The organism is Chryseobacterium metallicongregator, assembly GCF_031324065.1.
In the GTDB taxonomy this organism is placed as follows: Bacteria; Bacteroidota; Bacteroidia; order Flavobacteriales; family Weeksellaceae; genus Chryseobacterium; species Chryseobacterium metallicongregator.
In genome coordinates this window covers 92,616-117,152 of the sequence record NZ_JAVIXS010000009.1, presented here as the reverse complement: position 1 = coordinate 117,152, position 24,537 = coordinate 92,616, and the positions used below count along the sequence as shown (strand labels likewise).

19 protein-coding genes and 2 riboswitches are annotated in these 24,537 nt (G+C 37.5%); of the genes, 15 read left to right on the top strand and 4 right to left on the bottom strand.

Going from position 1 to position 24,537, the window contains the following annotated elements:
* Positions 1 to 3 precede the first annotated feature (3 nt).
* The 11 genes from REB14_RS12880 to REB14_RS12830 all read left to right on the top strand — a co-directional run bounded on the left by REB14_RS12880 (position 4) and on the right by REB14_RS12830 (position 8,836).
* Positions 4 to 318: a hypothetical protein gene (locus REB14_RS12880; RefSeq protein WP_047377337.1), complete on the top strand. Its 315-nt coding sequence runs from the start codon at positions 4 to 6 to the stop codon at positions 316 to 318.
* An 11-nt stretch (positions 319 to 329) separates the two neighbouring features.
* Positions 330 to 1,007, top strand: a complete 678-nt coding sequence (locus REB14_RS12875; protein ID WP_079243482.1) for an RluA family pseudouridine synthase — start codon at positions 330 to 332, stop codon at positions 1,005 to 1,007.
* Between the two features lie 19 nt (positions 1,008 to 1,026).
* Positions 1,027 to 1,869 (top strand): hypothetical protein, encoded by an 843-nt coding sequence (locus REB14_RS12870; RefSeq protein ID WP_309522374.1) that lies wholly within the window; start codon positions 1,027 to 1,029, stop codon positions 1,867 to 1,869.
* Between the two features lie 105 nt (positions 1,870 to 1,974).
* A riboswitch (TPP riboswitch) is annotated at positions 1,975 to 2,070 on the top strand.
* 57 nt (positions 2,071 to 2,127) lie between these two features.
* Entirely contained in the window at positions 2,128 to 2,334 is a 207-nt protein-coding gene (gene thiS / locus REB14_RS12865) for a sulfur carrier protein ThiS (protein ID WP_309522373.1), read from the top strand.
* A 24-nt stretch (positions 2,335 to 2,358) separates the two neighbouring features.
* Positions 2,359 to 4,170 (top strand): phosphomethylpyrimidine synthase ThiC, encoded by a 1,812-nt coding sequence (thiC, locus tag REB14_RS12860; RefSeq protein WP_309522372.1) that lies wholly within the window; start codon positions 2,359 to 2,361, stop codon positions 4,168 to 4,170.
* On the top strand, positions 4,167 to 4,754 hold the full coding sequence (locus tag REB14_RS12855) for a thiamine phosphate synthase (RefSeq protein WP_079243479.1): 588 nt from the start codon (positions 4,167 to 4,169) through the stop codon (positions 4,752 to 4,754). The genes thiC and REB14_RS12855 overlap by 4 nt, the downstream gene beginning before the upstream one ends.
* Positions 4,730 to 5,467, top strand: coding sequence for a hydroxymethylpyrimidine/phosphomethylpyrimidine kinase (locus REB14_RS12850; protein WP_079243478.1), 738 nt, complete (start codon positions 4,730 to 4,732; stop codon positions 5,465 to 5,467). Before REB14_RS12855 ends, REB14_RS12850 begins: the two co-directional genes overlap by 25 nt.
* A 5-nt stretch (positions 5,468 to 5,472) precedes the next feature.
* Complete coding sequence (locus REB14_RS12845) at positions 5,473 to 6,087, top strand: thiamine phosphate synthase (protein ID WP_309522371.1); 615 nt, start codon at positions 5,473 to 5,475, stop codon at positions 6,085 to 6,087.
* On the top strand, positions 6,084 to 6,860 hold the full coding sequence (locus REB14_RS12840; protein WP_309522370.1) for a thiazole synthase: 777 nt from the start codon (positions 6,084 to 6,086) through the stop codon (positions 6,858 to 6,860). The genes REB14_RS12845 and REB14_RS12840 overlap by 4 nt, the downstream gene beginning before the upstream one ends.
* Before the next feature lie 9 nt (positions 6,861 to 6,869).
* Positions 6,870 to 7,988: a 2-iminoacetate synthase ThiH gene (gene thiH, locus REB14_RS12835; protein ID WP_309522369.1), complete on the top strand. Its 1,119-nt coding sequence runs from the start codon at positions 6,870 to 6,872 to the stop codon at positions 7,986 to 7,988.
* Between the two features lie 137 nt (positions 7,989 to 8,125).
* Positions 8,126 to 8,836, top strand: a complete 711-nt coding sequence (locus tag REB14_RS12830; RefSeq protein ID WP_079243474.1) for a HesA/MoeB/ThiF family protein — start codon at positions 8,126 to 8,128, stop codon at positions 8,834 to 8,836.
* A gap of 207 nt (positions 8,837 to 9,043) precedes the next feature.
* Here REB14_RS12830 and REB14_RS12825 read toward each other — a convergent pair whose 3' ends face one another.
* On the bottom strand, positions 9,044 to 11,272 hold the full coding sequence (locus REB14_RS12825) for a TonB-dependent receptor domain-containing protein (protein WP_079243473.1): 2,229 nt from the start codon (positions 11,270 to 11,272) through the stop codon (positions 9,044 to 9,046).
* A gap of 119 nt (positions 11,273 to 11,391) precedes the next feature.
* Positions 11,392 to 11,489: riboswitch (SAM-I-IV-variant riboswitch) on the top strand.
* A 297-nt stretch (positions 11,490 to 11,786) separates the two neighbouring features.
* Between REB14_RS12825 and REB14_RS12820 the strand changes: the two genes are divergently transcribed.
* The gene (locus REB14_RS12820) at positions 11,787 to 14,531 is read left to right on the top strand and encodes a TonB-dependent receptor plug domain-containing protein (protein ID WP_309522368.1); all 2,745 of its coding nucleotides are present in this window, start codon (positions 11,787 to 11,789) and stop codon (positions 14,529 to 14,531) included.
* 100 nt (positions 14,532 to 14,631) lie between these two features.
* On the opposite strand, the gene REB14_RS12815 is transcribed toward REB14_RS12820, so the two are convergent.
* Positions 14,632 to 14,847, bottom strand: coding sequence for an outer membrane beta-barrel protein (locus tag REB14_RS12815; protein WP_309522367.1), 216 nt, complete (start codon positions 14,845 to 14,847; stop codon positions 14,632 to 14,634).
* Between the two features lie 148 nt (positions 14,848 to 14,995).
* Between REB14_RS12815 and REB14_RS12810 the strand changes: the two genes are divergently transcribed.
* A complete protein-coding gene (locus tag REB14_RS12810) occupies positions 14,996 to 15,283 on the top strand; it encodes a LytR/AlgR family response regulator transcription factor (protein WP_309522366.1) in 288 nt (95 codons plus the stop codon).
* Between the two features lie 157 nt (positions 15,284 to 15,440).
* Here REB14_RS12810 and REB14_RS12805 read toward each other — a convergent pair whose 3' ends face one another.
* Complete coding sequence (locus tag REB14_RS12805) at positions 15,441 to 17,708, bottom strand: aconitate hydratase (protein ID WP_079244008.1); 2,268 nt, start codon at positions 17,706 to 17,708, stop codon at positions 15,441 to 15,443.
* 319 nt (positions 17,709 to 18,027) lie between these two features.
* On the bottom strand, positions 18,028 to 20,811 hold the full coding sequence (locus tag REB14_RS12800) for a bifunctional aconitate hydratase 2/2-methylisocitrate dehydratase (protein ID WP_309522365.1): 2,784 nt from the start codon (positions 20,809 to 20,811) through the stop codon (positions 18,028 to 18,030).
* Positions 20,812 to 21,098: 287 nt separating this feature from the next.
* On the opposite strand from REB14_RS12800, the gene REB14_RS12795 reads away from it, so the two are divergent.
* Both REB14_RS12795 and REB14_RS12790 read left to right on the top strand, forming a co-directional pair.
* A complete protein-coding gene (locus REB14_RS12795; protein WP_309522364.1) occupies positions 21,099 to 21,869 on the top strand; it encodes a WG repeat-containing protein in 771 nt (256 codons plus the stop codon).
* Between the two features lie 359 nt (positions 21,870 to 22,228).
* Positions 22,229 to 24,346, top strand: coding sequence for a TonB-dependent receptor (locus REB14_RS12790; RefSeq protein ID WP_309522363.1), 2,118 nt, complete (start codon positions 22,229 to 22,231; stop codon positions 24,344 to 24,346).
* The last annotated feature ends 191 nt before the right edge of the window (positions 24,347 to 24,537 follow it).

Sequence of the window (24,537 nt, the reverse complement as noted above, 5' to 3'; positions counted from 1 at the left end):
TCTATGCAAAATCAACAATCTATCCAGGGAATATTATCTATCGCTGCATTGATCTGTCTTGCTGTAGGATGGTTTAATCTGTTCTCTCCGGAAATCAATCATTTACTTTCTAGAAAAGTTTTTTATGTTCTGATAGGAGCGAGCTTCTTTATTCAGGCTCCATTGCTTACGAATAAAAACTTTGTGTATGCAATGTATGCTGCTGCTGCGATCTGTGTATTCGGAGCATTTATTCCGGAAGGGTCAAAACTTTCAGCTGTTAAAACGGTAGGCCTTCTGGCAGGAATTATCCTGTCTTTATCCAATAGAAGAAGATAGACGGAAGAAGTATGAAGGAGCAGATTATATATGAAGACAACCATCTTCTGGTGATTAATAAAAAGGTGGGTCAGCTTGTACAGGGTGACAAAACCGGAGATGAATCACTATTAGAATCCATCAAGAACTTTATAAAAATAAGAGATGCTAAGCCGGGAAATGTTTTTCTCGGCTTGGTTCATCGTATAGACCGTCCTACATCAGGGCTTGTGATCTATGCAAAAACTTCCAAAGCACTTTCCCGTCTTACCCAGATGGTAAAAAACCGTGAAGTGAAAAAAACATACTGGGCGGTTGTAGGAAAAGAAATGATCCCACAAAGTCAGAGACTGGTCCATTATCTGAAGAAAAACGAAAAGAATAATAAAGCCATCGTTTTTCCCAAAGCTACAGAAGGAGCAAAAGAAGCCATTCTTACCTATCAGGTGATAAAAACCTTGGATAATTATCTCCTTCTTGAAATTGATCTTGAGACCGGGAGGCACCATCAGATCAGAGCACAACTCTCAAAAACAGGAATTCCGATTAAAGGAGATCTGAAATATGGAGCATCACGTTCCAACCCTGATGGAGGAATCAATCTTCATGCAAGAAAACTGGAATTTATTCATCCGGTAACCAAAGAAAATATTGAAATCATAGCTCCTGTTCCGCAGAATGATGCGATCTGGAGAGCTTGTGAAGAATAACATATCATAAAACTATACCATGAAATTCAAATCACTATTATTAGCCACATTGCTGGCTATGGCATCTTGTTCAGACAATGATGAATTGCCACTTGATCATTCACAACAGACGATTACTGAAAATACAAGTAAAATATCGTGGAATTATCCTGTTTTGTCACCTGTCTTTAATGGATTGGAGCAAAATTATATTTTCGAATATGATGCTCAGGGAAGAGTTAGTAAAAAAATAGGAGGAAAGTTGGAACTTTCCGGAAGTACCGGGTTTCCTTATGCTTATTCAAAATCTGTTTATACAGCAGTAACCTATACAGGAAATACCGCAACTATGAAAGATTACAGCTCTGATCCTGGTTTCAATGTTCAGTTGAAGGAAAGAAAATTTGAATTTGATAATCTAGGTAGAGTTATTAAAGTAGTTATTCCACAGGTTAATAATTCATATATGGATAAGTATTTGACCTATACTTATGATGCTTCAGGAAAGTTAATTGAGATTTTAACTCAATATCCTAATGTTCCATACGATCCAACTGACCCGCAAGATTATATTTTGACCTACGTAGAAAAGTTTGTTTATAATAGCTCAGGAAATTTAGAAAAGGCAGTTAAAACCGAAAAGCATAATAATATTGATGCTTACATTACGAATGAAATTACATTTGATAACTTTGATTCTGCACAAAATCCATTTAAGAATTTGGGTATTTTTGAAGATTATTTCTACTTTTCATTATCAAAAAATAATCCTCAAAGAAGAATTTCAAAAGAGTATCAGCCTTATAGCTCCGAATTTTTTCTGAGCCAATCAAATTGGACTAATCAATATAATTCTGATGGAAGCCTGAAGCTTTTTTACTAAAGAACTATTTAGAATAAAAATGAAGACTGTCTCAAAATTGAGATGGTCTTTTTTCTTTCATGTCATTTAAGATTTTGCTCATTCTAAAAAAATGTCTAACTTCGTTGCAAACTTTAGGGGTGTCTGTACCAACAGACTGAGACTTTACCCTTTGAACCTGATCTGGATCATACCAGCGTAGGGAAAAGTAGATGACTTTTGCTGTACATTCTATTGTACAATAATGGCCATTCCTAAAGTATATTAAAAATATTAGGAATGGAACTTATAATCAACCACACCCGAAAAACATTTGATGTACTTCCTGAAAATCTGGAAGCATTACTGGCTATTGAGTTACCTGGAAAAAAGAAAGGTATTGCTGTAGCTCTTAACAATCGCATTATTCCCCTGTCAATCTGGGAGGAAACCATCCTTAACAACAACGATTCAGTTTTAATCATTACTGCCACTCAGGGCGGTTAATTCTCATATTTAATACCAATACTTATGGCTCACTCCATTACATGTTCGCCATTTCCGAACTCAAAGAAAATCTATGTTGAAGGAACATTACATCCGATCAATGTAGCAATGCGTGAAATACAGCTTAGCCCAACCAAACTTAGCAATGGTGGCTTTGAACATAATGCTCCGGTAACGATCTACGATACTTCAGGACCTTATACCGATGAAAATGCAGTTATTGACATTCAGAAAGGGCTTCCAAGAATCAGAGAACAATGGATTCTGGACAGAAATGATGTGAATATCCTGGACGGAATTACTTCTGAATACGGAAAAGCCCGTCTGGCAGATCAACGTTTGGATGAATTGAGGTTTTCTTACGATCATAAACCTAAAGTTGCACAGGAAGGAAAAGAAGTTACACAGCTTTACTATGCCAAGCAGGGAATCATTACTCCGGAAATGGAATATGTGGCGATCCGGGAAAACCAAAGAATAGAACAGCTTGATTCTGTGTCTAAAGAAATGGCTTTTCAACATCCGGGACATAGTTTTGGTGCCAATACTCCAAAAAGCAAGATCACTCCGGAATTTGTAAGAGACGAAATTGCAGCGGGAAGAGCTATCATCCCTAATAATATCAACCACCCGGAAAGTGAGCCGATGATCATCGGAAGAAATTTCCTTGTGAAAATCAATGCCAATATCGGAAACAGTGCTGTTTCATCCAGTATTGAAGAAGAAGTAGAAAAAGCAGTATGGGCTTGCCGATGGGGAGGCGATACTATTATGGATCTTTCTACCGGGAAAAATATTCATGAAACAAGAGAATGGATCATCAGAAACAGCCCGGTTCCTATTGGTACTGTTCCCATCTATCAGGCATTGGAAAAAGTAAAAGGAGTTCCTGAAGATCTTACATGGGAAATTTTCAGAGATACGCTGATTGAACAGGCTGAACAAGGTGTTTCCTATTTCACTATTCACGCAGGAGTTTTACTAAGATACATTCATTTAACAGCGAAAAGAGTCACTGGAATTGTTTCCAGAGGAGGATCCATCATGGCAAAATGGTGTTTGTTCCATCATAAAGAAAGTTTCCTGTATACTCATTTTGAGGAGATTTGTGAGATCATGAAGAAATACGACGTTGCTTTCTCTCTGGGAGATGGTCTTCGTCCGGGATCTATTGCAGATGCCAATGATGCCGCTCAGTTTGCAGAACTGGAAACTTTAGGTGAACTGACCAAAATTGCCTGGAAGCACAATGTACAGGTAATGATTGAAGGTCCCGGACACGTTCCGATGCATATGATCAAAGAAAACATGGAAAAGCAACTGGAAGAATGCCATGAAGCTCCATTCTATACTTTAGGTCCTTTAACTACAGATATTGCACCAGGTTATGATCACATTACTTCCGGAATCGGTGCAGCAATGATCGGATGGTTTGGTTGTGCGATGCTTTGCTATGTAACACCAAAGGAACACTTAGGACTTCCAAATAAAGATGATGTAAAAGTTGGGGTAATTACTTATAAACTGGCAGCTCACGCAGCAGATTTGGCAAAAGGGCATCCGGGAGCACAATATAGAGACAATGCATTAAGTAAGGCAAGATTTGAATTCAGATGGGAAGACCAGTTCAATCTTTCATTAGACCCAGAGACAGCAAGAGCTTATCACGATGAAACACTTCCGGCAGAAGGAGCAAAAATTGCTCATTTCTGTTCTATGTGCGGTCCGAAATTCTGTTCCATGAAAATTACTCAGGAAATTCGTGAATCTGCAGAACAGGGAATGCTGGATAAATCACAGGAGTTTATTGAAAAAGGAAAAGAAATCTATATATGATCATTGTCATCACTCCTGAATTGATTGTCCCGAATGAAACAGATACTATTCATCAGATGTTTCAGGAAGGACTTGATTTGCTTCATATCCGTAAACCGTGGATCAGCCGGAATGAAATGATTGAATTCATCACTCAGATTGATGAAACTTTCTATACACAGCTGGTTTTGCATACGCATTACGATCTTGGGAAAGAATTTAATATTTCAAGGTTTCATTTCAGGGAAGTTGACAGGAAAGAAGAAGTATATAAATCTTTTGCAAAAGAAAATACCATTTCAACATCGGTACATGATATTAAGACATACAATACTTTGGAAAAAGAATGGGAATATGCTTTCATAAGCCCGTTCTTTCCCAGTATATCCAAAAAAGGCTATGGACTGAATTCTACTATTAAGCACGAAATGGCACAGCGGAACAATCCGGATGTAAAATTGATTGCTCTTGGTGGAATTGACCAGAATAATATTCATGAAGTTTTCGAATCAGAAGCAGATGGAGCAGCACTACTGGGTGCGATCTGGGAAAGTGAAGAACCTTTAAAAGTATTCAAAAAATGCAGAAACGTCCTTATGTTATAAGCATTGCAGGCTTCGATCCCAGTGGCGGAGCAGGCTTATTATCAGATAGTAAAACCTTTGAAAAATCAAAAGTAATGGGACTTGGAGTATGTACAGCATTAACATTGCAAACTGCTTCAAAATGTCTGAGTTTAGAATGGCGTCCTATAAACGAAGTAACTGAAGCCATTCAGGTGATGATGGAAAGTTATCCCGTTTCAGCCGTGAAAATCGGGATAGTGAAGGATGCCGAATTTCTGGGTAATATTGTGGAAACAGTTCAAAAAGGAAATCCTGAAGTGAAAATCGTATGGGATCCCGTTCTTAAAAGCACTTCCGAATTCAGTTTTTTTGACCTTGAAACACTTCATCAATTAAAAAGTATGGTTGATAAACTTAGTTTAATAACTCCTAATTATAACGAATACAGTGTTTTAAAAGAAAATCATCTTTTGCCGGATACGAATCAATGCTCTTTACTGATTAAAGGAGGACATCGGAAAGATCATCTGGGAACGGATGTTTTAGTTGAAAGTGAAAAAGAAACGCTTTTAGCTCCGGTCGAAGGTAGTACAACCTATTTTCCCAAACACGGTTCCGGCTGTGTTTTATCCTCAGCAATTACGGCAGAGCTTGCAAAAGGAGAAAATATGGAAAATGCCTGCCGAACTGGAAAACGATACATCGAAAAATTTTTAAAAAGCAATCCCTCTTTACTGGGAACGCATTCATAGAAAACATGGAAAAATTACAATACATATCACAGGGAAATACCCGACAAGAGCAGGAACTTTACATCCGGAAAGCACTGGATAACGGCATCAAATGGGTACAGGTTCGATGGAAAAATGCTCCTGAAAACGAATTGATCCAACTCTGTGAAATTTCAAAACAACTTTGTTCAGAATATCAGGCGGTTTGTATCATCAATGACCATGTACAAATAGCTAAAGAAATAGATGCAGATGGCGTTCATTTAGGATTAAACGACAGTGCTATTGAAGAAGCAAGACTGATCTTAGGTGAAAATAAGATGATTGGTGGAACCGCTAATACCTTTTCAGATGTTATTCAGAGAATCAAAGAATCTTGTGATTATATCGGTCTAGGACCATTAAGATTTACTATAACCAAAGAAAAATTAAGCCCGATTCTTGGGTTTGAAGGCTATCAGTCTATCATTGATGGATTAAAAGAGAAATCAATAGATATTCCTAGAATATTTGCCATCGGAAGTGTTACGCTTGAAGATATTTTACCGTTACAGGAGATCGGGATTTATGGTGTTGCTGTATCCGGACTTATTACCAGACAGCCGACAATTATTAACGAACTAAAAAAAGTAATGATATGAACAATCAGAAATTAGAAATAGCAGGAAGAACTTTTGAATCAAGATTGTTCCTAGGAACAGGAAAATTCGGAAGCATGAGTGATATGGTACAATCTGTCATCGCATCCGAAACAAACATGGTGACCATGGCTTTGAAAAGAATTGATGCCCGGTCTCATGAAGATAATCTGCTTGATTCATTAAGGGAAACCAATGTTCATCTTCTGCCTAATAGTTCCGGAGCACGAACTGCCAAAGAAGCTGTATTGGCTGCACAATTAGCCAGAGAAGCATTGGAAACAAACTGGGTAAAGCTCGAAATTCATCCGGATCCTAAATATTTACTGCCGGATCCTATTGAAACATTATATGCCACTGAAGAATTGGCAAAATTAGGATTTATTGTAATGCCTTACATTCATGCCGATCCTGTTTTATGTAAACGTCTTGAAGATGCAGGAACAGCTGTAGTAATGCCTTTGGGAGCACCTATCGGAACGAATAAAGGATTAAGAACACAGGATTTCCTGGAAATAATCATCAGCCAGAGTAATGTTCCTGTAGTGGTAGATGCGGGAATCGGGGCACCGTCAGATGCTGCAAAAGCAATGGAAATGGGAGCAGATGCCGTTTTGGTGAATACTGCCATTGCTGTTGCCGGAAATCCACTGAAAATGGCTTTGGCTTTTAAAGAAGGGGTGATTGCCGGAAGAAGAGCCTTTGAATCAGGGCTAGGTGCTATTGCCAACCATGCTGAAGCTTCAAGCCCACTCACTTCGTTTTTATTTGAATAAGTCAGACTCATGAAAAGCTTTAAAGATGTTTTTGAAAACTACCAGTGGGATGAGGTAAAGAATAAGCTTGAAAAAGTAAGTCTGGCCGATGTAAGATGCAGTCTTCAGAAAAAGAATAAAACTCTTGACGATTTTTTGAATCTCTTGTCGCCAGCCGCTTCTCAGGAACTGGAGCTGATGGCAAGAATGACGCAAATGCTCACTCAAAAACGGTTTGGAAAAACCATTCAGCTGTATGCACCGCTGTATCTCAGCAATGAATGTCAGAATATCTGCACTTATTGCGGATTCAGTCTTGATAATAATTTGAAAAGGAAAACCCTTTCTGATATGGAGCTGATGATTGAAGCCTCAGTACTGAAATCTATGGGAGTGAATCATGTCTTGCTGGTAAGTGGAGAAGCCAATAAAATAGTAGGTGTGCCTTATTTTCAGAATGCTGTGCGTAAGCTAAAACCTCATTTTTCCAATATTTCCATTGAAGTTCAGCCATTGATGGAAGAAGAATACAAACTGCTTCATGAAGAAGGGGTACATTCTGTTTTGGTGTATCAGGAAACTTATCATCAGGATGTATACAGAGAATATCACCCGAAGGGTAAAAAATCTAATTTCCATTTCCGTCTCGAAACTCCCGACAGGATAGGAAGAGCAGGCATTCATAAAATTGGACTCGGAGTTCTCCTTGGACTTGAAGATTGGAGGGTGGATAGTTTTTTCAATGCATTACACATCGATTATCTTCAGAAGCATTACTGGAAAAGTAAATTTTCCGTTTCCTTTCCAAGACTCAGACCTGCTGAAGGAATCATCGAACCTAATTTTATTATGGAAGACAAGGACCTTCTTCAATTGATCTGTGCCTACAGAATCTGGAATGAAGACCTTGAAATCTCCATTTCTACCAGGGAAAATGAAGTCTTCAGAAATAATATTGTATCTCTGGGAGCCACTGCCATGAGTGCTGGTTCAAAAACCAATCCGGGAGGGTATGCGGTGGATAAAGAATCTCTGGAACAGTTTGAAACCAGTGACGAGAGAAGTATGGATGAAATCAGAGTCATGATCAAAAAAGCAGGCTATGATCCTGTAATGAAAGACTGGGATTCTGTATACAGTGGATTTTAAATTTTTAAACCATTAAGGATTTTGAAGAAGTGAAGGTTATTTAAGAAAAATTGAAGATATTATCTTTTTTGAAGCGAAGCTCAACTTAACTTTCCTTACAAACTTAAAAGAATCTTAATGGTTAATTATCATAAAATATGAAAAAAGAAGATCATTTTTCACGGTACAGCCGGCAGATATTTATTGAAGAAATAGGATTGGAAGGACAAAAGAAAATAAGGTCTTCCAAAGTTCTTGTCATTGGGGCAGGAGGTTTGGGAAGTCCGGTTATTCAATATCTGACTGCAGCAGGAATAGGAACTTTAGGTGTTATCGATTTTGATCATGTAGAAATTCATAATCTGAACCGGCAGATCATTCATACTGAAAACAGAGTAGGACTATCCAAAGTGAAAAGTGCTGAAATATTTGTAGAAGAACTCAATCATCAGGTTAAATTGACAGGAATTGAGGAAAGACTCAATGAAAACAATGCCGAAGAAATCATTTCCCACTACGATGTTATTGTTGACGGTTCAGACAACTTTTCCACAAGATATCTGGTGAACGATACCTGTGTAAAACTGAATAAAACTTTAGTTTACGGGAGTATTTTAGGGTTTTCAGGACAGGTTGCAGTATTTAATCGTAACGGAAGCAAAAACTTAAGAGATCTATTCCCTGAACCACCTTTCGATGAGGATGTACCGGATTGTGACAGTCTTGGCGTATTGGGAGCTCTTCCCGGAATCATAGGCAGCATGATGGCTCTTCAGGCATTAAAAATTATCACAGATCTTCCGGTTATTGTTAATCAACTGACATTGGCAGATACGCTGAATTGGAGATTTCAAACGATTGATTTTTGATGTAAATGTAAACACAAATGTCACCCATATTTTCACGAATAACACGAATTCAATATCAATAGGAACGGGCTCTGATCCTGAGCGTAGACGAAGGAAGCCCGTTTTACTTTTATAAAACCATCCACTGGCTTCAGCCAAAACTTACCAACAAATAAAAAATAGGCGCAAATCATTTTACGCCTATTTTTATTTTATTGTCAAGAAGAATTATTGTGCCTGTTGCATTACTCCTCCGTTATCTTCTTTTTTAGTCTGGTTTAGGATATTCGGATCCTCTTTTGCCAGTTTATTTCTTGTCGGAATTTTATAATTGATAGAAAATCCGAAATTTCTCGTGTCATATTTGCTACTGATCAACACCGGCGTTCCTGATGGTGGATTAGAACGTACCTGCATCATCTGTCCGTTGAAAATATCATTCGCAAAAACAGAAAGTGTCAGGCGGTTGTTCATAAACTTTTTCGTCAACGTAATATCAAGAGAGTTGTTGAATGGTTTCTCTGCTGTAAAGTAGAAATATCCCGCCTTTGGAGTCAGATAGCTATAGTTAGCTGTCAGTTTGATATCCTTAGGTAAAATAACCTGGGTCATGATATTGAAAATCCAGAAGCCTTTATTATTCAGGTTATCGATTTCATGTTTCTGATATCCTGCATATAAGTACATGAAATTAATTTTATCAGGATTGAAATTAAATTTCATGATTTCACTAAATGGCTTACTGAAAATCATAAAAGGAATCGGTAATCCCACATTGAAATTGTGAATTTTCATATTCGAAATATTCACCTGCTCGTTGTAAAGCTTTCTTCCGTCCTTTCGGATGATCTGTGCCACCTGGTTGCTTGCCGAACTTACACTATATCCGATAAATGCATAATCAAAAGCTGAAATTTTCAATTCATAATTATCAAAAATAGTAGGCTGTAGGTTAGGATTACCATTTACTTCGGTACTTGGCCCGGAGAAAGTTACGTTATTTGGGTTCAAAGCAGAAATACTCGGTAAGCTGATTTTTCTGTTGTAATTTGCCGCAATATTAACCTGGTTCATCATATTATATTGTACGCTTGCATTCGGGAAAAATTTAAACTTATTGAAAGGAATCAAATTAGCCTCCACCAGTTTCGCATCTTTATCAAAATATCTTGTTACCCCGGAAATATCATAGTTTTCAGCACGGGAACCCAATGTGAAGTCAAACTTTTTCAGTTTAGCCTGAAACTCCAAATAGGTAGAAGCGGTTTGTCTTTGATACTCTAAGTTAGTCAGTCCAAAACTTTCTGTATCATAATCCTGTCTTTCATATAATCCTCCAAAACTTACCTTTCCACCATCAAGAAGTTTGATAGGTTGGGCATAATCTACTTTGAAGTTGGCAATATTCATTACAGATTTATTGTTCAGAATATCTTTTAAACCATTGGTAGGACTGTTGATTGGTAGGTTTGGAGCGGCTGCAAATGTACCATCCTGAAAGAAATTGTCTTGAGAAAATTTACTGTCTGATCTTGTATAGCCAAACTGGAAGTCTAATTTTTGAGATTTATCTGCAAAACGTTTCTGATAGGTTACAACTGCTTCCTGTCTGAGACTATTGGTATGGGCAACATCTGAAGATGTATAAAAAGCTTCCCTTAAATCTTTTGGATTATTCTGGAAAGGCAAATCACCATGACCATTACTTAAAGTATAGTTGTCATTATTATTGTGATAAATATCGTAGTTTAATAATAATCTGTCCTGCCCCAAATCAAAAGTCAATCCGGATTTTGCAAAATATCCACGTGCGTATCTATCGGTATGGCTGCTCAAAAGTTCATCTTGTTGACCATTCAGCATACTTTCACGGTAGTTTTGACCTACGTTCAGCTGCCATCCGAAATATTTATTCCTTGCATTTAAATTAACAGAATTGGTTGTCCTGTTTCTGTATTTATCATAATTCGTGAAAGAATAATTTCCTGAATACGTAGCAGTTAAATATTTGTTGGCATTTTTATTAGTGATGATGTTCATGATGGCACCTCCGGAAGTAGCCGGAAACTCAGCACCGGGCTGGGTAATTACTTCAATTCTTTCTACAGAATTGGCAGGCATTCCTTCAAGGAAAGAGTTCAATTCATTGGACGTAATATTCAGGGGTCTTCCGTTAAGATACACTTCCAGCATTTTCCCCTGATACATCATCCCCGCGATATCGGTAGAAACAAGTCCAGGAAGTTTTTTAATTCCTTCCAGAACGTTTCCGTTATTCAGCTGAGGTTGTTCAGAAAAGTCAAAAATGGTACGGTCTGCCTTTTGCTCAACGGCTTTTTTAGTTTTGGTGATGACTACACCTTCTATTTGTTTTTCTTTAGCACCCGTAGTATTCTTTTCTTGTGAGAAAACAAAAACAGAACTTACCAGTGATAAAGCGAAAATCGTTTTTTTCATAATGTTTTAATGATATCCGGTTAGACGCTGAAAAACAGAATTTGTTACGGTAAAATGTTGAAAATCGAAAATTTAGGCTGAATTTTTTTTTTATTTATGAAATAATTATATCTTTGCCAGGTAATTATCAAGAATCTCTAGATGGGATAGCAACCTGCAAAAACAAGCAAGGTGCTGCAATCGATAAGCCGGATCTTCCGGAAAAAATGTTTATCATTCTATCATTATCCCCATCTTGAATTTTTGTTTTAAAGTTAAAATCAATGTTTAAAGACAAGGGAAATCACATTCCATCAGTAATTTTTTATTCTTCAGATCATGAAGTGAGTCTTCATTATTCTGATATGTTTTCATGCCATTTCTATATGCGCATGTGTTGTTGCTGCTAGCATTTTCTATTTCTAAAAAATAATACAAACATTCCGAACATCAATGGTAACCTTACATTTTAGGGTTACAGGATTTGTATTGCTCAAAAACAATTTTTTAATAACAAAAAGTAACAACAAACAACATGCATAATTTCAAAACAAAAATATTTGTTCCTTCTATTGCGCTTATTTCTACATTTTACTACGCCCAGACGGATACTTTACAATCAAAAAAAATAGATGATGTAGTCATCCTTGGTTCAAGAGGCTCAGGAAGATCACTGACAGATACGCCTGTTCCGGTAGATATTATTAACATATCAAAAATTTTAAAACAAAGCCCCACTAACAATATCAGTCAGGCTTTAAATTATATTGTCCCTTCGTTTTCATCCACCTCACACACCGTTAATGATGGAACTGATTTTGTAGATCCTGCTCTTTTAAGAGGGTTGGGCCCGGATCAGGTTTTGGTTTTACTCAATGGAAAAAGAAGATATCAGTCTTCATTGATTAATGTTACCCTTACACCGGGAAGAGGATCTGTAGGAACTGATCTAAATGCTATTCCGGCATTTGCTTTAGAAAAAATTGAGGTTTTAAGAGACGGTGCTTCCGCTCAATATGGTTCTGATGCCATTGCAGGAGTCGTTAACCTTGGGTTGAAAAAAAGGCTGGGACTTTCGGGACAGGTATTTTTAGGTGGATACGCTTCCTCCGTTGCCAATAATTTCTCCGGTGGAGTAGATGGACAGACTATTTCCGTAGATCTCAATTATGGAGCTAAAATAGGAAAAACAGGATTTATTAATATTACAGGTTCTACACAATATCGTGATCCCTATTCCAGAGCCGGAGTAAGAGAAGGTGATATTTTCAATGCTTATAATGCAATTAATTACAGAGCATTGCAGGATGGTATTAATATCGATGGTTTGTATAAAAATATTACGAATACGTCAAACACTCAACAGATTATTAGTACCATTAAACAATATGCAGCCAAGGTAAATTATTTCGGAACTGATTTTCAATCTCAAATTTCAGGAGCCAACAGCATTTCCGATCTTCAAAAATTATTAGGTAAAGATTTTACATCCCAGGAGCTTAATTACAGAGGATTAGAGAGAAAAGATTTCAGTTTGAGAGCCGGACAGTCTAAATTACAAGCCGGGCAGCTATTTTTCAACTCTGAAATTCCTGTGAATGATGATTGGAAATTCTACTCATTTGGTGGTTATAGTTACCGTCTTGGAAATGCCGGAGGATTTTACAGGCTGCCGAATACTGAAAGAAATATCAATGCAGTGACTCCCAATGGATATCTCCCTCAGATTGAAGCAACTGTAAATGATTATTCTCTTGCTGCCGGAATTAAAGGAAAATGGAATGGCTGGAATGTGGATTTCAGTAATACATTTGGGAAAAATACCTTTGGTTTTGGGGTTGTAAATACATTTAATACATCGCTTACAGACGGATCTCCAAGAACTTTTGATGCCGGAGGATCTGAGTTTTCACAAAATACTGTCAACCTTGATTTCTCCAAAAAGTATGATGTGCTGAAAGGATTAAATGTTGCATTCGGAGCTGAATACCGACACGAAAATTATAAAGTGAATGCAGGAAAAGAAAATTCTTACGCTTCTTACGATATCTATGGGCGTTTAGTAACTGCTAAAACTCCTGAAAATGAAAAAGTAACCGACTTCTTCGGATCTATAAGGCCAGCCGGAGCACAGGTTTTTCCAGGCTTTAGTCCGGAAAATGCCGTTTCAGGAAATAGAAACAGTATTGCTGCTTATGCTGATGCAGAGCTGGAAGTTACCGACGGCTGGCTGCTGGAAGGGGCGTTACGATATGAGAATTATTCAGACTTCGGATCTACATTCAATTATAAACTGGCAACCAATGTAAAGCTGGCTTCTAATCTGAACTGGAGAGGTGCTGTTTCTACAGGATTTAGAGCTCCTTCATTAGCTCAAATCTATTATAGCTCTACATCTACGTTGATTCAGCAGGGAAAAACTACACAGGTTGGTACTTTTAGAAATAATTCTGAAGCAGCACAAGCATTGGGGATTCCAAAACTGAAACAGGAAACTTCACAATCTTACAGCACAGGAATTACCTGGAAGATTCCGGCATTAAGCCTTACTTTCACTGCTGATGCTTATTTAATAAAGATTAAAGACAGAGTAGTGCTGACTGATCTTTTCTTCCGTCCTAATGGTAATTTTACTCCAGGTTCTGATCAGGCCGTTCTTCAGGATGCGTTTGATCTGGCAAGAGCTAGCGCTGCCAACTTTTTTGCCAATGCGGTGGACTCTCAGACAAAAGGTTTGGATATTACAATTTCTCAGAATTCAAAGATTTCATCAGGAGTTTCTTTGGAAAATAATTTTGGACTTAACCTTAATCAGACCAAAAGAATTGGAGATATCCATGTATCACCTAAATTGGTAAGTCAGATCGATAATTATTTCTCAGAGCCTAATAGAGTGTATTTTGAAGAAGCTGTACCGCGTGTAAAAGCTACCTTATCCAATACGTTAAGAGTTTCCGGTTTTACTTTCCTGCTGCGTAATTCATTCTTTGGTAAAGTGACAGATGCAGATGTTTTAGATGCTAATTTTGATGGAGTAACGGGAAGTACAGAGCATTTCGTCCTTAATAACCGTTTGATAACAGATTTATCTGTAGGATATGATTTTAATAAAAATATTTCAGCAACCATCGGGAGCAATAACATTCTGAATATTCTGCCTTCTAAGAGTCCCAATATAAGCTCATTAACCGCTGATAATCAATTTGTGTATTCCAGACAGGTGTCCCAGTACGGTATAGGAGGAAGATTCTTGTTTGCAAGAATTGAATTCAGGTTCTAAATATTAGTTACTTAAATAAAAAAACAGAGTTATACGCTCTGTTTTTTTATATATGTTGATGGTCTCTCAGGAAAAATTCCCTGAGTTTAGTTTTTTGCAGTTATTGTGCTCGATCTTTTTCTTCAAAATTGATAGCTCTTTTATTCGATTTTACTTTTTGATTCCCAAAATTGTAGGTGATGCTGAGTGTCATTCTTCGTGCATCCCAATAGTTGTTGAATGATTGTGTATTATCTGTAAAATACATATCAGCCTTCAATCCGGATTGTTTAAAAATATCACTCACTGAAAGATTGACCTGCAGGGCTTTTTCCACAAAACTCATTTATACACCCGCATCAAAACTTGCTCTACCTTTGATGGAAGCGGAGCCGTCTCTCGAGGGAAGATTGTGCAGTAGTTGACAAATAGCATAAAGTCTTAACGGTTTTCTTTTCCTCAGGGGGGAAAATACATATTTCTTTGTGAAATCCTCAGGGCAAAGACATCGTATTGATTTTAATGAGATTTTGTACGTTGAAAGTATCAAAGACTATGTCAATATCCGGACGGAAAATGAGGAATTTATTGTTCTGGATACACTTAAATCAATGGAAATTCAGCTTTCTGAGAGGTTTGTACGTGTTCATAAGTTCTTTATTGTCAATTTGGATAAAATTAAAAGTATTGGTGCTAAAAAAGTGAACTTTCCCGGGTACGAAATTCCTATTGGAGAAAGTTATAGAGCAGGTCTTCTGGATAGATTAAAGTAAAATTGTAAGTTTTGGCTAAAGCCAGATGTATTTTATAATTTTAATGCGGACTAAAGTCCGCTCCTATTGAATTGATTAGCAGTGATTTTTGGTGTGATAATAAAAAAGACGACTTCAATTGAAGCCGCCTTTCTATTAATTAATCTAACAATTAATCTTATTTTTCCTGTTGTTTGATCAGGTTTAGCGCTGAACCAGCCTTAAACCAATCAATTTGCTGATCGTTGTAAGTATGGTTGGCCATAATGATATCTTTAGTTCCGTCAGCATGAACGAATTCTAAAGTCAATTGTTTTCCCGGAGCAAACTGATCAAGATCTAAGAAGTTAACTGTGTCATCTTCCAGGATTTTATCATAGTCAGCTTCATTAGCGAAAGTGATTCCCAACATCCCTTGTTTTTTAAGGTTCGTTTCGTGGATTCTCGCGAATGATTTTACCAATACCGCTTTTACACCAAGGTGTCTAGGTTCCATTGCAGCGTGCTCTCTTGAAGAACCTTCACCATAGTTCTGGTCTCCTACAACGATGGTTGGAACGCCTGCTGCTTTGTAAGCTCTTTGTACAGCCGGAACTTCACCGTATTCACCGGTTAATTCGTTTTTAACTTTATTGGTTTCCATGTTGTAAGCATTCACCGCTCCAATCAACATGTTGTTTGAAATATTGTCTAAGTGACCTCTGTATTTCAACCATGGTCCAGCCATTGAAATGTGGTCGGTAGTACATTTTCCGAAAGCTTTGATCAATACTTTAGCACCTTCAATATTTTTACCATCCCAAGCCGGGAATTCTTCTAATAACTGAAGTCTGTCTGAAGTAGGGCTTACGTTGACAACAACACTGGAACCATCTTCTGAAGGGGCCTGGTATCCGTTATCGTCTACCGCAAATCCTTTTGCAGGAAGTTCGAAACCTTTAGGCTCGTTAAGTTTTACCTGTTCACCTGATTCGTTAGTTAAAGTATCCGTAATTGGGTTGAAGTCCAGTCTACCAGAGATTGCTACAGCAGCTACCATTTCTGGAGAAGCTACAAATGCGTGGGTATTCGGGTTACCATCTGCTCTTTTCGCGAAATTTCGGTTGAAAGAGTGGATGATAGAGTTTTTCTCTCCTTTTTCCGCACCTTCTCTGTCCCATTGCCCGATACATGGTCCACAAGCATTGGTAAAGATTCTTGCATTTTCAAATTTTCTGAAAGAATCTAAGAAACCATCTCTTTCTGCTGTGAACTTCACTTGCTCAGAACCAGGGTTGATTCCAAGGATTGCTTTAGGTTTTACCCCTTTTGATACCGCATCCTCTACAATGGAAGCAGCTCTTGATAAATCTTCATAAGAAGAGTTGGTACAAGAACCGATAAGCGCCCATTCAACTTCTAAAGGCCATCCGTTAGCTTCAGCTTTAGCTCTGAATTCAGCAACTGGAGTCGCTAAATCTGGAGTGAAAGGTCCGTTTAAGTGAGGAGTCAGCTCAGAAAGGTTGATTTCTATTAATTGATCAAAATATTGTTCAGGGTTAGCATATACCTCAGCATCACCTGTTAAGTGTTCTGCAATTGTATCAGCAGCATTTACTACATCCTGTCTTCCTGTAGCGGAAAGATATCTTCTCATTGAATCATCATATCCGAAAGTAGAAGTTGTAGCTCCGATTTCAGCACCCATGTTACAGATAGTCCCTTTACCGGTTGCGGAAAGAGATTCAGCACCTTCACCGAAATATTCTACGATACATCCTGTACCTCCTTTTACAGTAAGGATTCCTGCTACTTTTAAGATCACATCTTTTGCAGAGGTCCATCCATTCATTTTACCGGTTAATTTTACCCCGATAAGTTTAGGCATTTTAAGCTCCCAGGCCATTCCTGCCATTACGTCTACCGCATCAGCACCACCTACACCGATTGCTACCATTCCTAATCCTCCTGCGTTTACTGTGTGAGAATCGGTACCGATCATCATTCCTCCAGGGAAGGCATAATTTTCCAATACAACCTGGTGAATGATACCTGCTCCCGGTTTCCAGAACCCGATTCCGTATTTATCACATACAGAACTCAGGAAGTTGAATACCTCGGAATTTTTGTTGATACCTTCCTGTAAATCTTTGTCTGCACCTACTTTCGCCTGGATCAGGTGATCCGCATGAGCAGTAGAAGGAACCGCTACTTTAGCTTTTCCTGCCTGCATGAATTGTAAAAGAGCCATCTGTGCTGTGGCATCCTGCATTGCTACTCTGTCTGGTGCGAAGTCTACATAAGAGTTTCCTCGTTCATATGATTGTGTAGCATTTCCTTCCCAAAGGTGGGTGTAAAGAATTTTTTCTGAAAGGGTAAGAGGTTTTCCCACGATTTGTCTTGCCGCAGCAATTCTTTCCGGGTAACGCTCGTACACCTTTTTGATCATATCAATATCAAAAGTCATATCGTATTTTAGTTTTGTTCTTTTTTCCGTTAAAGCTTCTTTTTCTATTGGATGAAAAAGAAAAATTACTCTTTTGTACATCAAAAAACGTTCCTATAATCCATAAATAGGTTGTTTTAGGCTTTAAAATCAATAGATTTTATAACTTTCAATTTAAGAAAAATTAGAATTTATTTTCCTGATTTTATCGAAAAAAAAACGTAACTATATTAAAATAGAAACGTTCTAAACAAAAAAATGGAAGATTTTAAATCCTAAAAGGACCAAAATCTTCCATTTCTATAGTTTTTAATAGGTCTTTCGACGTATTTATAATCTCTTAGTGAGCGCTTGTACTTGTTAATTCTTTAATAGAAGGAACAAAAGTAGTAAGGTCAATTCCCTCAACAGCAGCTTTATACTCATCAATGCTAGGGATTCTTCCGATAATTGCAGAAAGAACAACAACCGGAGTTGAAGCCAATAGAGATTCTCCTTTTTTACGTTCAGAATCTTCCACTACTCTTCCCTGGAAAAGGCGGGTAGATGTAGCTAAAACAGTATCTCCTTTAGCAGCTTTTTCCTGGTTACCCATACAAAGGTTACATCCAGGACGCTCAAGGTACATTACGTTTTTGTACTCCACACGGGCTTCTCCTTTTGGAGCGTTATCATCAAATTCAAAAGCTGAATATTTTTCTAATAATTCCCAGTCACCTTCCGCTTTTAACTCATCAATGATGTTGTAAGTAGGGGCTGCTACTACAAGAGGAGCACTGAATTCTACCTTACCTTGTTGCTTTTCAATGTTTCTAAGCATTTGAGAAACGATCTTAAGGTCTCCTTTGTGAACCATACAAGATCCTACGAAACCAAGATCTACTTTTTTCTCACCTCCATAGTAAGAAAGATCTCTAATGGTATCGTGAGTATATCTTTTGGATACATCATCGTTGTTTACATCCGGGTCAGCAATCATTGGTTCAACAATTACGTCAAGATCTACAACTACTTCAGCGTAATATTTAGCATTTGAATCCGGAGTTAAAGCAGGTTTTTCTCCTGATCTGATCTCTTCAATTCTCTTGTTTGCTTTATCAATTAATCCCTGAAGAACTTTATTGTGGTTATCCATACCCTTGTCGATCATGATCTGGATTCTGCCTTTTGCAATTTCCAGTGATTCGATCAGAGTATTATCTTCAGAAATGTTGATAGAAGCTTTTGCCTTCATCTCAGCAGTCCAGTCTGTAAATGTAAATGCCTGGTCAGCAGGAAGCGTTCCGATGTGAACCTCAATGATTCTACCCTGGAATACGTTTTCTCCTCCAAACTGCTTCAGCATCTGAGCCTGCGTTGCATGAACCACATCACGGAAATCCATGTGTTCTTTCATGTTTCCTTTGAAGGTTACTTTCACAGATTCCGGAATTGGCATAGAAGCTTCACCAGTAGCTAATGCAAGAGCAACAGTTCCTGAGTCAGCACCGAAAGCTACCCCTTTAGACATTCTTGTGTGAGAGTCACCACCAATGATGATGGCCCATTCGTCTACAGTGATATCGTTAAGAACTTTATGGATAACGTCAGTCATTGCGTGGTATTCACCTTTCGGGTCACGGGCTGTAATCAAACCGAACTCGTTCATGAACTTCATCAGTTTCGGAATGTTAGCCTGAGCTTTTTTATCCCAAACGGAAGCAGTGTGACATCCTGACTGGTAAGCACCGTCAACAATTGGAGAAATCACAGTTGCTGCCATAGATTCAAGCTCCTGAGAAGTCATAAGACCTGTCGTATCCTGAGATCCAACGATATTTACCTGTACACGAACGTCAGAGCCTGCGTGTAATACTTTTCCTGGAGTAGTTCCCACAGCATTTCTGTTGAAAATCTTTTCTACCGCTGTAAGTCCTTGTCCTTCGTGAGAAATTTCTTTTGATGGAGCAAAAACAACCGGAGCTTCAACTCCTAAAAGCTGAGCGGCAAATGTCTGTAACTTCTTACCAAATACGATAGCATAAGATCCTCCTGCTTTGATGAATTCCATCTTTTGAGGAGTGAAAGATTTGGTAAGGTCGATCAATTCCTGATCTCCGTTATATAATTTCTTTTCTTTTGTATTGATTGTTAAAACAGTTCCTGTTGCTACTGAATAGGCCTCTTCAAGAACGATGTCTCCATTTTCGTTACGAACAGGGTTTCCGTTTTCGTCTACTTTCTTCACCCAGTTTTTAAGGTCGATACCAATACCTCCGGTAACGTCTACTGTGGTAAGGAAGATCGGAGAAATACCGTTGGTTCCTCCTACAATAGGAGCAATGTTTACGAATGGTACATAAGGGCTAGCCTGTTTTCCTGTCCAAAGAGCAACGTTGTTTACTCCGGACATTCTTGATGAACCTACACCCATTGTTCCTTTTTCAGCAATAAGCATCACGCTTGCATCAGGATGTTGTGCCTGTAAAGCTTTGATTTCTTCCTGAGCTTCAGGAGTGATCATACATTTACCGTGAAGTTCACGGTCTGATCTTGAGTGAGCCTGGTTACCCGGAGAAAGTAAATCTGTAGAGATATCTCCTTCACCAGCGATAAATGTTACTACTTTGATTTCTTCTGCAACTTCAGGAAGTTTAGTGAAGAATTCAGCTTTTGCGTAGCTTTCAAGAATTTCTTTTGCAATTTCGTTTCCGCTGTTGAATGCTTCCTTCAGACGGTTAGTATCTGCTTCATAAAGGAAAACCTGAGTTTTAAGAACGTTAGCCGCTTCTTTAGCAGTAGTAGGATCGTTATCTAGAGCAAGATCCAGCAATACTTCAATAGAAGGTCCACCTTTCATGTGAGATAACAATTCAAAGGCATATGCAGGGGAAATTTCTTCTACTACGGATTCACCTAGAATAATTTCTTTTAAAAATTTTGCTTTCACTCCCGCTGCACTTGTTGTTCCGGGTAGTGTGTTATAAATGAAAAATTTAAGAGAATCTGATCGGTCAGCATTACCTGAATCTTTAATTTGTGTAATGATTTCGCTTAGTAATTCAGCCCCATCAATTGGCTTTGGATGAAGCCCTTGGGTTTTTCTTTCTTCAATCTCTTTGATGTAATCCTTATAAATACTCATAATAGAAGGTCTTTCAAAATTAAAGGTAGGCCTGCTTTTTCTTTACCGGTGTGTATAAATACAATTAATGACATTTTGAGTTCTCGCATTTTGATGCAACATTAACCGAATAAAGTCAGCATAATCTACACTTTTTCAAAAGTTTTTTAAAATTATCAAACAATTCAAAATGTTCCCAAAATTACGAAATTTTACTATTTTATGAGAGTGAAATTATTTAGATTCTTTATAAATATGAATTTTATAATATCTATTTTTGGTCGTATTTTTGTAAACAAATGGAGAATATGAAAAATATCCTGAATGTTTTATGTGTTTTTATTTCGATTTTCGTTTTCTCACAGACAAAATCTGTGAAGAAAATTCCTGTGAAGAAAGGCACAAAAATCACGGTTAAAAAAGCGGAAGCAGCCCATAAACCTAATGCTGATCTGGTCGTGATCAACAAAGATCTTCCTGTTTTGATTCCCAAGAAAAAGGGAGATCAGTTCGGGTATGTCAATCAAAACGGGAAATTTATTATTCAGCCGGAATATCATATTGCTGTATTTTTTTACGAAGACTGTAACCTTCTGAATTCACCTAACGAAAAAGTGAGAAAATTTGGAACAAAAGACTATGCTACGGTTGAGAAAAATATGATTTCTTACCGTGTCGATCAGTCTGGTAAGAGAGTATATCAGTTCAAAGAAGCTGATTTTGGAAAATGTAAATTCGAAGAATATAAACAACAGCTATTTCAGGCTTATATCCTCAATGGTTTCTACGGAATCATTGAAAAATCAAAATTTGTGAACGCAGCTGATTACAGACAATATCAGATCTATCCTCAATACCAGTATCTGTTCATTCTTGAAGGGGATGATGTGGCTAATCCGATGATTGTTGCTTCCAATAATGATAAATTTGGAATCATCGATGTTAATAATAAGATTATCATTCCGTTTGAATATTCCAATATTAAGCGAAACTTCAGCTGGAAACTGGGTAAGATGTTTGAAGTGACAAAAGATGGCTCGAATTACTACTATATCGACGACAACAACAAAACTTACTAGAGAATTATAAATGATGAATGATTTATTTCATAACTCCTATTTTTCGTAGTATTTTTTCCTTTGCGTAACCCGCAATCTAACACCCCGAATCCCGCACTTCGTAACCCGCTATCCCGCATCTCGCAACCCGAATTCCAATTCATATATTTTTTGTAATTTTGCGGCTGAAATAAAGGGGTGCTTTAACAGGCTGAGATTATACCCAATGAACCTGGAACAGGTAATGCTGTTTAGGGAACCATTTAAATAATTGATAGATGGCTAGCGATAAATGATCGGTAAACATCAATGATTATTCTCTATTTATCAATTGTATCATAATCACCCCTTTTATTCATTAAATGTTAAAGATTTATAGAATGAAAGGATTATTTTTTTTAGGGCTTAGTGTAGGCTCTGTAGCTTTTATCCAGGCTCAGAATAAAGATTCCCTAAAGGTCAGGGAAATTGAGGCAGTCAACTTTACCAAAAGGCTGCCGGTTGCAAAGGAAATTATCAATGTACAGAAAGATCTGGACAGTAAGAATCTGGGACAGGATCTTCCTATTCTTTTGAAAAATCAAACCTCCATTATTTCTACTTCTGATGCCGGAAATGGAGTAGGATATACCGGCTTCAGAATCCGTGGAGTTTCAGGAAGTGCTATCAATGTCATGATGAATGGTGTTCCATACAACGATTCTGAAAGCCAGGGAACATTTTTTGTAAACGTTCCGGATTTAACAAGTTCTGCCTCACAGATTGTTATCCAGAGAGGAGTTGGAACTTCCAATAACGGGGTTTCTGCCTTCGGAGCGAGCATTAATGTACTTTCCAAAGATCCGGAAGAGAAGTTTTATTTTAAAACAGATGACAGCTACGGATCATTTAATACCTATAAATATTCAGCAGAAATAGGCTCCGGAAAGTTCTGGAAAAACCGTCTTTCCGTGATGGGAAGATATACCCATATTCATTCTGACGGATATATTGACAGAGCTTCATCCAATTTACATTCTTATAATTTCACTGCTTTATTTGAAGAAGGGAATACGAAATTGCGTTTAATGGCTTTTGGTGGAAAAGAGAAAACGTATCAGGCATGGAATGGTATTGACCGTAAAACCTGGGAAACTGATCCTAAATTCAATATTTCAGGAGGGATCTACGATGCCAATTGGGAAAATATTGTAAGTTTCTATGATAATGAAACGGATAATTACAGACAGAACCATTATCAGTTGCTTTGGGAACAGAAATTCAGTGATCGCTGGAATCTGGAAACCACATTCCACTATACAAAAGGAAAAGGGTATTACGAAAACTATAAACAGGGAAATCTTTTCTCAAGGTACAATCTGCCTAATATCATTGAAGGTGGGCAAACGATAAAATATTCAGATTTTATCAGAAAAAAATGGCTGAATAATGATTTCTACGGAATGGTTTCTACCTTGTACGGGAAGTTTGAAAACCTGGATCTGAACTTTGGTGCCGTTGTGAATCAGTATTATGGAAGGCATTATGGAAATGTGACGGGAGTATTTTTTCCTCAGATTGATGAAAGTGAATATTACAGAAACCGCTCTGTAAAAAATGAAGTGTCTGGTTTTGCAAAAGCTTTATTAAGAGTGGATAATTTTGAATTCTTTGGTGATTTACAGCTTAGAAAAATTAATTATAATACGAAGATCCTGATGGCTGGTGATGGTGAAGGAGCAGATTTAAGTAAAAACTGGCTGTTCTTTAATCCTAAAGCCGGAGTGAATTACAGGATTGACGGAGGTAAAATATTCCTTTCATACGCTCATGCTCACCGTGAACCCAACAGAGATGATCTGATGGCCAACAATGATGTGAAAGCAGAAAAACTTCACGACATTGAAGCAGGTTTTGAAAAACAGTTCGGGATTGTGTCTTTTACAGCCAATGTTTACTATATGTATTATGTGAACCAGCTGGTGTTGAATGGAGAACTGAATAACGTAGGAGCATTTATCAGAACAAACTCAGGGAAGAGCTACAGAAGAGGTGTCGAAGTTGGTGGTTTAGCCAAATTATCCAAGCAATGGGAGGTTTCAGGAAACGTAACGTTAAGTCAGAACAGAAATCAGGATTTCAATATTCAAAATGGAGATGTGCCTAAGAGCCTTGGAAATACCCAGATTTCATTCTCTCCGAATGTAATTGCCAATGTAAGCCTGAAATTCAATCCTACAAAGAATTTCCAGTTTGCTTTAATGAATCAGTATGTTGGAAAACAATATCTGGACAATACTGAAGATGAAAATCTTCAGCTTAAAGATTATTTCCTGACAGATTTCAATGCTCAGTATCAGTTTAAAATTGCTAATAATGAAATTGCATTAAAGCTATTGGTGAATAACCTGTTCAACAAGAAATATGTGAACAACGGATCTGTATATGAAGGCCAACCGTATTATTTTTCACAGGCAGGAACGAACTTTATGTTTGGAGTAAGCTGGAAGATTCAGTAATCAGGAAAAAAGTTTAAGAAATAGATCTATGGAATCACAAATCTGTTCTTTTATTTTTTAGCTTTTTTCTCTTAAAACCATAATAGTAAAGCTTTTAAAAAAGGATTTGAATAATGGTATTCCTGTTTTAATACAGAATAATTAAAAGGCTGCTCCGGCAGTCTTTTTTATATCCATTAAATATTACAAAA